General features: G+C 67.9%; 16 protein-coding genes. 6 read left to right on the top strand and 10 right to left on the bottom strand.

The window, feature by feature from the left end:
- Nucleotides 1-44 precede the first annotated feature (44 nt).
- The 4 genes from ACFQE0_RS17620 to ACFQE0_RS17605 form a co-directional block, all read right to left on the bottom strand.
- Nucleotides 45-287 (bottom strand): hypothetical protein, encoded by a 243-nt coding sequence (locus ACFQE0_RS17620; protein ID WP_378971952.1) that lies wholly within the window; start codon nt 285-287, stop codon nt 45-47.
- Nucleotides 269-463 (bottom strand): hypothetical protein, encoded by a 195-nt coding sequence (locus ACFQE0_RS17615; protein WP_378971950.1) that lies wholly within the window; start codon nt 461-463, stop codon nt 269-271. The genes ACFQE0_RS17620 and ACFQE0_RS17615 overlap by 19 nt, the downstream gene beginning before the upstream one ends.
- Before the next feature lie 284 nt (nt 464-747).
- Nucleotides 748-1,569 (bottom strand): metallophosphoesterase, encoded by an 822-nt coding sequence (locus tag ACFQE0_RS17610; RefSeq protein ID WP_378971948.1) that lies wholly within the window; start codon nt 1,567-1,569, stop codon nt 748-750.
- A complete protein-coding gene (locus ACFQE0_RS17605) occupies nt 1,566-2,117 on the bottom strand; it encodes a metallophosphoesterase (protein ID WP_378971946.1) in 552 nt (183 codons plus the stop codon). The genes ACFQE0_RS17610 and ACFQE0_RS17605 overlap by 4 nt, the downstream gene beginning before the upstream one ends.
- A gap of 65 nt (nt 2,118-2,182) precedes the next feature.
- Here ACFQE0_RS17605 and ACFQE0_RS17600 point away from each other — a divergent pair, with 65 nt between their 5' ends.
- The 5 genes from ACFQE0_RS17600 to ACFQE0_RS17580 all read left to right on the top strand — a co-directional run bounded on the left by ACFQE0_RS17600 (nt 2,183) and on the right by ACFQE0_RS17580 (nt 6,831).
- Nucleotides 2,183-2,383 carry a hypothetical protein gene (locus tag ACFQE0_RS17600; RefSeq protein WP_378971944.1) on the top strand — a complete coding sequence of 67 codons (201 nt, stop codon included), beginning with the start codon at nt 2,183-2,185 and terminating at the stop codon, nt 2,381-2,383.
- Nucleotides 2,384-2,744: 361 nt separating this feature from the next.
- Nucleotides 2,745-3,788 carry a nucleoid-associated protein gene (locus ACFQE0_RS17595; protein ID WP_378971942.1) on the top strand — a complete coding sequence of 348 codons (1,044 nt, stop codon included), beginning with the start codon at nt 2,745-2,747 and terminating at the stop codon, nt 3,786-3,788.
- Nucleotides 3,789-3,852: 64 nt separating this feature from the next.
- Nucleotides 3,853-5,199, top strand: a complete 1,347-nt coding sequence (locus tag ACFQE0_RS17590) for a hypothetical protein (RefSeq protein ID WP_378971940.1) — start codon at nt 3,853-3,855, stop codon at nt 5,197-5,199.
- A 289-nt stretch (nt 5,200-5,488) separates the two neighbouring features.
- Nucleotides 5,489-6,493 carry an HWE histidine kinase domain-containing protein gene (locus tag ACFQE0_RS17585; RefSeq protein WP_378971938.1) on the top strand — a complete coding sequence of 335 codons (1,005 nt, stop codon included), beginning with the start codon at nt 5,489-5,491 and terminating at the stop codon, nt 6,491-6,493.
- A 128-nt stretch (nt 6,494-6,621) separates the two neighbouring features.
- A complete protein-coding gene (locus tag ACFQE0_RS17580; RefSeq protein WP_378971936.1) occupies nt 6,622-6,831 on the top strand; it encodes a hypothetical protein in 210 nt (69 codons plus the stop codon).
- Nucleotides 6,832-6,937: 106 nt separating this feature from the next.
- Here the strand turns inward: ACFQE0_RS17580 and ACFQE0_RS17575 are convergent, their stop codons facing one another.
- Both ACFQE0_RS17575 and ACFQE0_RS17570 read right to left on the bottom strand, forming a co-directional pair.
- A complete protein-coding gene (locus tag ACFQE0_RS17575; protein WP_378971935.1) occupies nt 6,938-7,390 on the bottom strand; it encodes a response regulator in 453 nt (150 codons plus the stop codon).
- Nucleotides 7,387-8,505 (bottom strand): sensor histidine kinase, encoded by a 1,119-nt coding sequence (locus tag ACFQE0_RS17570; RefSeq protein WP_378971934.1) that lies wholly within the window; start codon nt 8,503-8,505, stop codon nt 7,387-7,389. Before ACFQE0_RS17570 ends, ACFQE0_RS17575 begins: the two co-directional genes overlap by 4 nt.
- 403 nt (nt 8,506-8,908) lie before the next feature.
- Here ACFQE0_RS17570 and ACFQE0_RS17565 point away from each other — a divergent pair, with 403 nt between their 5' ends.
- The gene (locus tag ACFQE0_RS17565) at nt 8,909-9,139 is read left to right on the top strand and encodes a hypothetical protein (protein ID WP_378971932.1); all 231 of its coding nucleotides are present in this window, start codon (nt 8,909-8,911) and stop codon (nt 9,137-9,139) included.
- A gap of 80 nt (nt 9,140-9,219) precedes the next feature.
- Here ACFQE0_RS17565 and ACFQE0_RS17560 read toward each other — a convergent pair whose 3' ends face one another.
- From ACFQE0_RS17560 to ACFQE0_RS17545, 4 genes are all read right to left on the bottom strand, one after another.
- A complete protein-coding gene (locus tag ACFQE0_RS17560) occupies nt 9,220-9,432 on the bottom strand; it encodes a hypothetical protein (RefSeq protein WP_378971930.1) in 213 nt (70 codons plus the stop codon).
- A gap of 213 nt (nt 9,433-9,645) precedes the next feature.
- On the bottom strand, nt 9,646-10,059 hold the full coding sequence (locus ACFQE0_RS17555; RefSeq protein ID WP_378971928.1) for a DUF1236 domain-containing protein: 414 nt from the start codon (nt 10,057-10,059) through the stop codon (nt 9,646-9,648).
- Nucleotides 10,060-10,112: 53 nt separating this feature from the next.
- Nucleotides 10,113-10,340: a hypothetical protein gene (locus ACFQE0_RS17550; protein WP_378971926.1), complete on the bottom strand. Its 228-nt coding sequence runs from the start codon at nt 10,338-10,340 to the stop codon at nt 10,113-10,115.
- A 140-nt stretch (nt 10,341-10,480) separates the two neighbouring features.
- Nucleotides 10,481-12,439 (bottom strand): AI-2E family transporter, encoded by a 1,959-nt coding sequence (locus tag ACFQE0_RS17545; protein ID WP_378971924.1) that lies wholly within the window; start codon nt 12,437-12,439, stop codon nt 10,481-10,483.
- Nucleotides 12,440-12,489 lie beyond the last annotated feature (50 nt).

Raw genomic sequence — 12,489 nt, 5'->3', positions numbered from 1 at the left:
AGGACGCTCGACGATGAAGAGGCCGCCTGACCGTGGCGGTGCGCTCAGGCGGTTCGGGTCGTGAACCGACGTTCCTTCCGGTTCCACTCAGGGTCGTGGAGCCAGATCAGCACCTGCTCCACCGCCGACACCCTGCCGCCGTCCTCGATGGTGATCCATCGTGCCGTCACGGTCCGCTTGATGTGCTCGCGCCGGAGGCGGCGATCCGGGAACTCCATCAGATAGGCTCGCTGGATGGCGTGCCCGTCGTCCCCGGAGAGATGCTTGCTCAGGAGCCGGTCGCGCAACCCCCGGAGCCCTTGGCTTCCCCCACGTACTTCACGACGTCTCCGACGCAGAGCATATACACGCCGTTCGCGGCCGGAGGGTTCGCGACGCCGAGCAGCACCGGCGCGACCGAGTGCAAGGCCCTGATGTCCGTCTCGATGGACCTGAGGGCGGCGTCGATAGGTAATCCGGTCACGTGCTTCCCCGGTCACGCCTGATCATCGGCGTCATGGGGCATGGCCTAAGATGCCGGTCCCGCCGATGGAAAGCCCCCGGTCTTGCGGCACCGAAACATATTCGCCGGGGCGGAGCGTCCGCATAGGCTGCGCATGGTTCGCGACGGTCGATTGCGGTCCTACGTCAGTCACGGTCCCGAAAGGGCCTTTCCCGCGTCCCGCCGTCAGCTAAGGCCAGACGCCCGACCCCGGGGAATGGGATAGGTCGGTCACGGTCGCCACCGGGATCGAACACCGGTGCCCGCTACCCGTCGCGCCCTTCAGCGGCGGCGGGTTCGACGACGAGGCCAGGCGCGAAGCCGGTCCGCTCGTCGACGTGGCCTCGGGCGTTGCAGACGATGCAGGTGCGTCCGACCCGGTAATCGGCGCGCCGGTGGACATGGCCGTGCACCCATAGGTCAGGCCCGCGCTCCTCGATCAGCCCCGTCAGTTCGGAGGCGTCGCACCAAGCGAGGTGGGCGTGCCGGTCCGGCAGGCTGCCGGGGTGCGGGGCGTGGTGGGTCACGACCACGGTCGGGCCGTCGTGCGGGCGGGCGAGTTCGGCGTCGAGGAAGGCGCGGGCCGCACGGTGCATGGCGAGGATCTCCTCAGGCTCGATCCGGTCTCGCGAGCGCGGCCCTGTGCGGATTCGGCGGTAGTCGATCATGCCGTCGCGTCCCTGGGCGGTACGGAAGGCGTGCGCCAGCGAGAAGGAGCCGAGCCGGAAGTCGGTCCAGAGCGTGCCCCCCAGGAACCGGGTGCCGCCGACCACCGCCGCTTCGTCGAGCAGGAGGTGGATACCGAGCGCGGCCGCACGGTCGCGTCCGCGCTCCATTTGGTCGTGGATCGTGTAGCGCTCCTCGCCGCGGTCCCACCAGAAGTCGTGGTTTCCCGGGACGTAGACGACCGGGACGCCGGGCAGGCGCCCGCCGAGCCAGTCGAGGGCGCGCGTCAGCGGCATGTGCACGTCGCCGGCGACGACGGCCACGTCGAAGCTGCCGGCCGGCTCGTGGGCGACCGGGTCCCAGGCGTTTCCCGGCCAATCCTGGTGTAAGTCGCTGAACACCCAAAGCCGACTCGCGGTCATGGCTCGCCTCCCGACGAACGGGCGTTCTCGGCCAACCGGGCGCGGATCTCTTCGATTGTGACGGGCCGGAAGTCGAAGCAATCGACGCCCACGTCGGTGCTCGCGGCGTTGCCCGGCAGGGTGCCGTGGCTGTGCCCATAGGCATGCAGGTCGCCGCGGTGCATCCGGGGCCAGACTCGGTGCGCGTAATGGCTGGCCCAAACACCTTGCGAAAATCCGTCAGGTCCCGAGACGACAACCCGGGCGACGTCGAAGATGCCGTCCCACGGTAGGCGCACGGAAATGCGGTCGTGGTTGCCCCGGACCAGAAAGCGCTTGCGTCCTCGCAAACGGTCGAAAATCGAGCGCGCGTGCTCTTCGCTGCAGCGGTAGCAGAAATCACCGAGGTGCCAGACGGTGTCATCCGACCGGACAACCGCGTTCCAGTTCGAGACCAGCGTCTCGTCGTGCGCCTCGATGGAAGCGAACGGCCTAGGGTTCTGCATTCTCGGCGAGAGGATGCCGGCATGCCCAAAATGTGTATCCGAAACAAAGACTTGTCGTGACATGTGAGCCTCGCGGGTTGCGGAGGCCCGGCACGCGGCAACACTCCGGCAATCAGTCGATGGGGTGCATGGCCGCGGTTTTCATGATGGTGTCTCCTAAGGGAGGAGCGAACCTCTCCCGGGGCGAATGCCTGCGCAAGAGCGAGTGGTCGGGATCCACACCTGATGCAGTCGGCGGCAGGCCCATCGCTCCCGCGATGGAGAACCCGCAGGTCGACCGGGCCATCGCCATGGTCGCCGCCACGGTGCCGGGAAGCGCCCCGTCGTAAGATCGGCCCGGCCTCACGATGTCGTACGCCGTGGCGCGCACAGGAGACGTTGGCGCCGTTGCCGGCGACTAGAATTCTTGATGGAAGGCACTCGCGAACTGCGAGCTCCGACATCCTCGACGTATCCCCGGTGAACTTCGTCGGGATGACGGCTCTGTTGGCGCAGCGGTCTTGTTCATGATATGTTCTTATCGCCGATCCGTCGTGGGAACCCTCCCATTGAGTGGCTTACAAGGCCCGGCCGTGAGTGTCGGAATATCCGCTGGTTACCAGTCTTCGTCGCCTCGACCTACTGGCGGGCAGCTTGGCAATCTGTTTGGATTACATTTTCGAGTTGACGGGATAAATCCGGCGGGGTGGCATGAGCTTCTTATCGGATGATGAAAAAGACGCACTATCGATAAAGCGTATGATTTTCCACGTCGTTGGGAAAAAACTCGACGAACCGATACTACTGAATGAGATTAAACCACCGCAGCACCAGGATTTCTTTCTAGAGAGAGTAAAGTCGTCGCTGCGCGGCAACTTGTTCGCTTTCAGGGAGCATTCTCCTACGGAGGCACTCCTTCGCGGGATCGCAGACGGAGGAGACTTCACAGACGAAACCCGAAAGCTAGCCCTGGATTTCCAGTCGCGTCACAAGACGGCGATGAGCATGGGGGTGTTCTTCATCTTCGAGATGACGGCGGGCGAAGGGATTACGATCTACGCCCTCGTCAAATACGACAACGAGGACGTGGTTCGGTACGTCATCGACGAGCTGGACGCCGCCGCGGTGCCCAAGCTTGAGCGGTTTCAGGAGTCGTTCGTAAGGAAGCCGGAGGCGATGCAGAAGATCGCCTTGGTTCGCCTCGACGAGGCCGCCGGCGGCCGCATCATGGTGCGCGACCGCAGCAACGTGGCCCACATCTCAGATTATTTCGAGGGCTTCCTGCGTGCTCGGCGCGTCAACGCCCCCGTCGACATGAGCGAGAAGTTGGTGAACGCCCTGAAGGACACGTTCAAGGAGCACCGGAAGTCTCTCCCCGACGATGTCCAGCGCAGCGGCGTCAACCGGATCTACTCGACCATGCAGCTTGGGCTGCGCTTCGACCCGGACGACTGCGAGCCCCTTTTGACGGCGGTATTCGGTCCGTTGGCCGCGGATGCTCCCCTACGCAAGACGCTGAAGAAAAAGCTGCGGGACCAAGGCGTCTCCGAGGAGACGTTCGACGTCGATCCCGAACGTGTGCAGAAGCCGCGGCGGCACGTCATTGAGACCGCCGAGGGCGTTCAGGTCCTCTACGACGCGGGCAAGCGCCCGTCCGTCGTGCAGAGGGACGACAAGCGCTGGGAGATCGTGATTGTGACGTCGGGCGTGACGAGGGACGATGCCGAGATCGAAACAAGTCCACGCCGCGGTTGAGCTCAGCCGTCCGGCGCTTGGGTTCTCCGTCAGCGAGGACCTCGGACACCTGCAGGTCGCGGGAGTGCTGGATCGTGCCGCATTGGAGGCTTGGCAACGCATCGCCGACGACGGTGACTGGCTGCAGGTCTTGTGCGTGGACGAGTCCGATGACCATGTCCGTCCGGCCGACGTCCTCGACGGTGACCGAGTTCGCCTATCGATCCGGTACGATGGCGGCGCCCATGCGGCCTACGTGTTCACCCCCGAGGGCTGGCGAAGCTTCCTACTGGGCGAGCGGGCTCCGTACGGCGTCTCCGTCGTGCGTCTCGCGTTCGACGACACGTCTTTCGCAACGGACGGCTTCGTCGTCGAACCTTGGGTCGGACCACCTCGACCGGAGATGCCGCCTGAACCGTCGCCGGACACGGGTCCCCGACGTCAGGTTCGATGCCAGGCGTCGAACCTCATGGCGCCACGGTCCATCCGTCCATGGCTGCTGAAGGGCGAGGCCCCCTCCGGTTCGGTGGGGTACGAGACGTGGCGCGGCATCGCGACCGACATGATCGTCCGTTCGCTGCCCACCGAATTGTACCGGGACGATACCGTGGCCCGCGTGGCTTTGTCCGGGCAGCCGCCCCGGCGGATCGACCTGGGGGAAGCGCCGAAGAAGCCGGACACGTTCGCGCTCCTGCAGCGGGCGGCTGCCTGGGTCTACACCCAGGGGTCCGACATCGAGGTCAGGCACACCTTCCTGACATCCGAACTCGCGCGCGAATGGAGCCCGGGCCAGACCTTCGGCGCGGGCCTGCCGGTTCGGTTGCCCACGGCGCTGGACTCGGCGTCGCTCGTCTATAAGGCCCACCTGCGCACCGGCAGCAAGGACATCCTCAAAGCCCTCGCCGATCTGAGGAAGACGCTTTCGGACGAGGTGCAGAAGCTCATGCAGCAGACGCGCGACCTCTCGGCGGGCGTCTGGCGCGACGTGGCCGTGGTCATCGGCCTGAACGCTCTGCGCGCCGCCACCGACATGACCAAGGTACCTGTCGACGCCGGCAAACTCTCATGGGTCTACGTGATGGTCGCCGCCTACGTCGGCTTGTCCTACGCGATGAGCGTCAGGACGAACGCCAGGTTCCTGAATGCCAGCGAGGATTCCAGGTTGGCGTGGCGGTCCAAACTTTATGCATTCCTCGATGAGGACGATTACAAGGCGTTGGCGAAACAGCCATTGGACGATGCCATCGCAGCCTACCGCTCGACCCAGAGATGGACCACCGCCGTCGTAGTGCTCGTCATCATCGGCCTGCTATACGTGGCAGCCTCGGATGCCGGGCTTCTGGCTGAAAGGGTACCTACGGGATCGGCCATGTCGAACCCGGAGCGGATCCCGAAAGCGGATGTGTGCTGGACCGCTCCTATGGCTGCTTAGCGCCCCTTCCAGTCACTAGATGGCCCCCGTGTGCGTCTACGAAGCGGACATGGGTCAAGCCGGCGGCCACGACATTCTTAAGTTGTGACAAATAATTCGTGGTCGCAGATCGACCCCTCAACCCTTCGAACACCCCCGTTTCGCGTAACGGGGCCTCTCGTAGAACCGAACGACGGATACGCTGTCAAAATCCTCCATATCGATGATCAAGTCGCGCCGTGTCGCCGCGGGCAACCGAGTTCCTTCGGACGGATTGTAATCCGTGTCAGGGTCCGAGGGTGGGTTTCGAGTGTCGCGTGCAGGGGAGGACGGGGCTGACGGGATCGACCTCAGGCTGCTGAGGGCCGCGGTCGAGGCGACTGGTGAGGCCATCCTCATCACTACCGCCGACCTCGACGAGCCCGGTCCTGTCATCCTCTACGCCAACCCGGCCTTCACCAAGCTATCCTGCTACGAGGCGGAGGAAGCGGTCGGGCGCAGCCCGCGCTTCCTGCAGGGGCCGGGCACCGACCGGGCGGCCCTGGACAGGACCCGTGCCTCGTTGGAGGCCGGCGAGGCCTTCCAGGGCGAGGCGCTGAACTACCGCAAGGACGGGACGACCTACCGGGTCGAATGGCTGATCACCCCGGTCCATAACGCGGACGGGCGCATCACCAACTGGGTCTCGGCCCAGCGGGACGTCACCGAGCGTCGCGCGTTCGAGGACCGCCAAGCGCTAATGGTGCGCGAACTCCACCATCGGGTGAAGAACACGCTGGCCATGGTCCAGGCCGTCCTGAACGCGACGATGCGCTCGTCGGTTACGATGGCTGAATTCTCCAAGGCCTTCGGCGGCCGCATCGTGTCGCTGGCCCGGACCCACGCGCTGATCACCGAGGACGAGGCGCAGGTCGCGTCATTCGAGGGCCTGCTCCGGGCGGAGCTCGACCCCTACCGCGAGGGAGACCGGATCCGCCTCGAAGGGCCGCCGCTCAAGCTGCCGTCGGATGTCGCGGTGCCGGTCAGCATGGCGCTGCACGAACTGACGACCAACGCCCTGCGCCATGGGGCCCTCGGCCATCCGGGCGGACGGGTCGTGGTGACCTGGGCGACCGAGGACGGCCCTTCAGGCCCGTGGCTCTCCTGGACCTGGAACGAGCATGACGGGCCGCCGCCGACGCTGCCCACGCGCGAGGGGTTCGGGACCCGGCTCCTGAACAAGATCCTGACGGCCCAGGTTGCGGCCGAGGTCGACGTCGCCTTCGAGGGCGACGGCCTACGGATACACGTCCGGCTGCCGTTGGGCCGGCGGTAGGCGCCTAGGCCTGGATTGGCCCAGCAAAGCGTTCGGGCTGCGGCCTGCCGGCCGCTGCCTCCGGAACCGCCGCTGGCGGCCGGGGCTTCCCCTCGGCCCCGGGGCAGGCCCGGACGGAAAGGAACACCATGTCCACGGATACCGAGAAGCATCGCGAGTTGCTGGGCGCGCTGAGGGACGCCCAGGGCAAGGGCGACGGCAGCTTCGAGAGGGCCGTCACCGCCGCCTTCGAGCACGTCTTCGAGCACCTGGCTCGCCTGAATGATCACGTCTCGCCCGGCGGTCCGGACGGCGGCGACCGGCACCTGCAGCCCGGCGAGTCCCCGACGCTCCGGTAAGATGCCACGCGGCCGGGCGATCCTCGCGGGCGGACCCGGCCGCGTGGCATCTCGGTCATGCCCATCCCGGGCCGGGGGCCGAACGCTAGACCCCGGCCAGCGCAGCCTAGCGGACTGGGTCGGCGCGAAAGCCGCCTGCCTGTGGATCCTGGCACCGGCATGCCGGCGGCAGGTCCCTGCCGCCATCGCGAAGGGGCAACTCGCCGGTCAGCAGGCGGACGAGTAGGTGCTCCAGCGGCTCGGCCTGATAGGGCTTCTGCAGCACTGGCACGTTCCGATAGCTTCCCTCCAGACCCTTCTGGCCGTAGCCTGTTGCGAACATGAAAGGGGTGCCGCTCTCATGGAGCAAGTCGGCGACCGGATAGCTCCGCGCATCGCCGAGGTTCACGTCGAGCACGGCGAGGTCGAAGGACTCGGACCGGGCCAGGCCGAGCGCCTTGTCGAGGCGCATGGCGACGGTCACCTCGCAGCCGAGGTCGAGTAGCATGTCCTCCGCGAGCATGGCGACGAGGCTCTCGTCCTCGACCAGCAGCACACGGCGTCCGACCAACGACGTCATGGCACGCGCCGCCCTTCCACGGCTTCCTGGCCGACCCACCCGAGGGTGGTCAGCGGGATCTCCAGCCTGCAGGTGACGCCCCCCGGGGCGTAGGTGATCATGGCGCTGCCGTCGAACTCCATGGGCAGCTGCCGCTCGATCAGGCGGGAGCCGAACCCCTTGCGGGTCGGCGGCGTGACCGGCGGTCCGCCGCGCTCCTCCCAGAGCAGGTCGAGCTGCTGGCGGTCGTCGTCCCCGTCACGCAGGGACCACGTCACCGCGACCTGACCTTCGGGAACCGTGAGGGCGCCGTACTTGGCGGCGTTGGTCATCAGCTCATGCAAAGCCATCGCCAACGTCACCGCCACCTTGGGATGCAGCCGGGCGTCCGGCCCTTGTAGCCGGAAACGGTTAACATCGACCTCCGCCAAAAGGTGGGGGGCCAGCGCCCGCTCGATCACCTGGCTCAGGCTGGCGCTCTCCCAGTTGTCCTCGACCAGAACGTTGTGGGCGTTCGACAGGGCGGCCATGCGGGCGTCGAACACGGCGCGGACCGCTTGGTCCGTCTGCCCGCGGAAGGTCTGCGCGGCGATGGACTGCACCGTCGCCAGGGTGTTCTTCACCCGGTGGTTCAGTTCGTTGATGAGAAGGCGCTGACGCTCGGCCGCCGCCTTCTCCTCGCTGATGTCGCGGACCTCGATGATCGTGCCGATGATGTTGGCGGCATCGTCGCGGATCGGGCTGGCGGTGAAGCCCACGGGATAGAAGTGTCCGTCCCGGTGGACGAAGACTTCCTCGCCGCGCTCCTGGTTGTTCTCCGGGAAGGCGCGGTCGATGGCGCATTCCTCCAGGGGGAACGGGCGCCCGTCTGGGTAGGTGTGATGCACGATGTCGTGCAACGGGCAGTCGCGGGCGAGCACCTCGGGAAGCGTCCAGCCGGTCAGCTGCTCGGCGGCGCGGTTCATGTAGATGCAGTGCTGCCGGTCATCCATCAGGAAGATCGACACGGAGGCGTTGTTCAGGACCGCGTTGAGACGACGCTCGGTCTCGAACAGCTGGTCGCTCCCGCGCCGCAGGCTCACCAGGGGCGCGTTGGCGGCGGCCTTCGACTGCAGCGGTTGCCGGGAGTTCGGCACGGGCACGACCTTTCGCGGGGATCGGGCCGGCACCCTGCGTGCGAGCCTTGGGGACGTTGCAGGACTGGCCACGCCAGCGGTCGTCGATGGCGAATACGCCAGACACGGCGGGTCCAATGCACCTTATCGGCCGGGAGTTCCACCCCCTGGGCGAGCCGAGCCCGGGCGACATTTCGCGCCGCGGGCCCGGCTCGCCGCCTCGCAGCCGGGGTGAACGTGCCCGCACCGGTATCCCCCAGGCACGCCGCGCCGGTGCCGCACGAAGTCTTCCCGTGATCGCGACTTGCCCCGAATGCCAGGCGCTGGAGACGGCTTCCCGGTCCGTCGAAGCCGTGGCCGATTGATCGATGCCTATCCGGCGGCATTCCCCGGGGGGGACGGTTCTGCGACCTAACGGGGCGAGATGCGCGACGGGACAGGCGTCGAGAGGCGCCGCTTGCTGGACGAGGCCGTCGGACGGGAGGCCCATGCGGACGCGCTGGCCTCCCTGGCGGCGCACAGGCCCATGGACGTGCACGTTCCCACCTTGCGGGTACTGGCCCGCAGCCAGCGCATCCGTGCGATGGAGCTGCGTGGCTCGGCGGCCGCCCTGTCCCAGCTTCAGCGACGAATCGGGCGCTCCATCGGGGGCTGACGCCATCACAGTGCGTCCTGCCGGATGCGTCGTCCTTTCGCGTCGTCGCAGTCTCGGCCGACGCCGAAGCGCGACCTCGATCATCCGCGCGGTGGTTTCCCCTCGGCGCCGAGGCGGCGCATGCAGGCGTGGTAGATTTCCGCCCCCAGGTCGAAGGGCGAGAGCCGCTTCGGGTTCGGTGCGGAGAACACTTGGTCCCGGGCCTCGTCCCGGCACTGCGCGTCCTGCGGGCTCGTGATCGGCTGCTCCTGGGCGACCGCGGTGGATGCGCCCGCAAGGACCAGGGTCGCCATCAGCAAGGCCCGCCCCCCATCGCCTGCCGCCTCTCGCATAGATGGCGTCGCCGGGAATTGCCCGGAGCCTCCGTGTGTCGCTCCTCGACGCAACCATCCATCATAGCACCGTTCGGGTTCATTCGAGGGCGTCAGGGCAGCCGGTCGCCGCAGCTACCCGGCCCGCCTCGGGGCGGGCCGGCGATCCACGGCTTCCGAATGCCTGGGCGACCGTCAGTCGATGATCTCGACGATGCGGCGGCTGCCCGGCTCCACGAGGACGGGTTGCCCATTGATGACGGTGTAGCGGTAGCCGCTCACGCCGTACTCGGCCGGTACCTCGTAGTAGGTCACGCCGTCCGAGGGCAGCACGGTGCCGACGCGGACCTGGTCGCCGAAGGTGTACGAGGGCCGCTGCTCGCGGACCACGTAGCTGCGGAAGCGCGGGCGGGTGTCGACGCCGAGGATGCCGTTGACGGTGCCGGTCGCCGCGCCGATGGCGCCGCCGACGATCTCGCCGATGGGTCCGCCGGTGGCACGGCCCGCCGCGGCCCCCTCCTCGGCACCGCGCACCAAGCCCTGGGCCTGGGCGCCCGAGGCGAGGCCCATCGCGAGGGCGGCGGCGGCGATCACGGTCCTGACGGTCATGCTGATGGGCTCCCTGGGATTGCCTGTGTTCGGTCGAGGGGAAGGGTCGGAGTTCAGTTCATGGCCCGGTACGGCGAGGCGAGGACGACGCGGACGTTGCGGGCCGGAGCGACGTCCGTGGCCGCCTTCCGCGCGGGCTGCGGGGCGGCAAGGGCGGAGGCCGGCACGGTGATGCCGCCGGCGCCCGTGTAGACGGTGACCGAGCGGTCCTCGGCCGAGGCGGGAGCGAGGGAGACTGCAAGGCCGAGGGCAGCGAGGGAGAGGGTGGCGAGGGTCTTCACGGCGGCGAGCTCGAAGCGTGGCTGTATGTTGCGGTCACAACGGCCACGCTTGGGAGATGTTCCGGCGATTACTGTCTAGCTCGCCGTGGCGTCTTTCGCCCTGAGGGCGGTCCCGCCACGGAAGCTTAGAAGCGAACGCCTCAAGCGGCGTCCCGGTCGACCTTGCTCGTGTGGCCGGCAGACCGGAGGCACGCCTCGACCGCGTCGCGCAGTGACGAGACGTAGGCATCGGCGCCGACCTCGCGCCCCACTGCGGCGTCGGTGAGCACCTTCTCGCCCACCGGCCACAGTCCGACCAGGATCGGCACGCCCGGCGCCCGCCGCCGCAACCGCTCCAGCAGGTAGCGCAGGTGCGAGGGATTGCCGGTGATGTCGAGGTAGGAGACGCAGACCATTGCCACGTCCTTCATGTCGAGGTCGCGGATGCCCTCGCGCGAGGCGGCTTGGTACGGGGCGACCCGGGCTCCCAGGCCGTGCTTGCGCAGCAATTGCGCCAGCATCGCCGAAGAGGCCTCGTCGAGGGGGCCACGGCCGGCGAGGCACAGGACCGGTGCCTCACCGCGCCAACCATCCGGGAGCTCTTCGCGGGGCGCCGCGTGGCCGGGCACGGCCTCGGTCTTCGGATGCGTCCGTTCGGCCAGCGTCGGCGTGTCCGCCGGGTTCACGGCCATACCCTCATTGCTCGGCTCGGCGTCCTGGTGGTCCTCGAAATCCTCGACGAGGGAACGCGAAGAGGAGCGGATGTTCTCAAGCTGCGCCGGCGTCACGACCCCGCGGGCGTAGTCGTTGGCGGCGAGCTGCAGCCCCTTGAGCGCCACCTCGTCGTAGTACGAGGACAGCGAACGCTCCTTCAGCATACCCTCGGCGATCTCACGGACCTCGTCCGGGTCGCCGGCGAGCATGCGCTGGTAGAAGTTCTCCACCGGCGTCAGGGGCGGCCGGTCGCCGAGCAGCACGTCGAGGAACTCCAGGCTGTCGACGTGGCGGCCAAGCACGACGAGGCAGACCGTGAACGGGGTGGCCAGGATCAGGCCGATGGGTCCCCAGAGGAATCCCCAGAACAGCGTCGAGACGATCACGGCGAAGGGCGAAAGGCCGGTGGAATGGCCGTAGAGGAGCGGCTCGACCACCTGCCCGAAGAAGGGTTCGGCGATCAGGAACAGGGCCGCGGTCGCGATGACCATCGACCAGCCCGGGTCGACGGCGGCCGCCAGTGCCACGGGGAAAACGCCCGAGACGATGGCGCCGATGTAGGGGATGAAGCGCATGATGGCGGAGAGCACGCCCCAGAGTAGCGGGTTGGGCACGCCGATGAACCACAGCCCCACGCCGACGATGACGCCGAAGGCCGCGTTCATGCCGAGCTGGGCGAGGAAGTAGGTCTCGAGCCGGCCCGCGGCGTCGTCCATCGCCACGGTGGTCCGGTGCAGGTCGCTCGACCCGAACAGGCGGATCATGCGATTGCGCAGGTCCTCGCGCTGCAGGAGCAGGAACACCACCACGACGAGCACGATGCCGACCGTGGTCAGCGGCTCGACGACCGGGCCGAGCACCTTCTCGGCCAGCGCGAGCGGCGAGAGCTCGGGCTCCTGGACCCGCACGAGCTGCGCCTTCGGCGTCTCGCCCGCGGGGCCGGTCCCCGCCGTGGTCCCGGCGGCGTCGGCCTTCTGCGTCGCGTCCTGGACCTGATGGCTGAACTTGGCGATGACCCGGTTGGCCTCGCCGAGCCAGCCCTGCTGCAGGCCGGCGAACTTCTTCTGCACGGTCGACTGGTATTGCGGCAGGTTGCCGGCGAGCCCCGCGACCTGGGTGCCGATGACCGCCCCGATGCCGCCGAGTACGGCCAGGGCGAGCAGCACGGCCACGATCACGGAGGGCACCCGTCCGAGCCTGAGGCGTCGCAGCAGGTTGACCACCGGCCCCAGGACGAAGCTGAGGAGCACCGCCAGGACGAGGGGGACGAACACCTCGCGGCCGAAATAAAGGGCGGTGATCAGCACGACGCCGACGGCGAGGGTCAGCAGGCCGCGCAGGCCGGGCACGAGGGGTGGCGGTACCTGGGCCGGCGGTTTCACGGCGTCCGTCATGTCCGTCGGCATACGCTGAACTCCCTGCCGCCGGGCAAGGACCGGCACGCCCCTCCCTAACG

This window comes from Methylobacterium komagatae (assembly GCF_042661665.1).
GTDB classification, from domain to species: Bacteria; Pseudomonadota; Alphaproteobacteria; order Rhizobiales; family Beijerinckiaceae; genus Methylobacterium; species Methylobacterium komagatae.
Note: the sequence above shows the minus strand (reverse complement) of the source record. Positions and strands in the feature narration are given on the sequence as shown.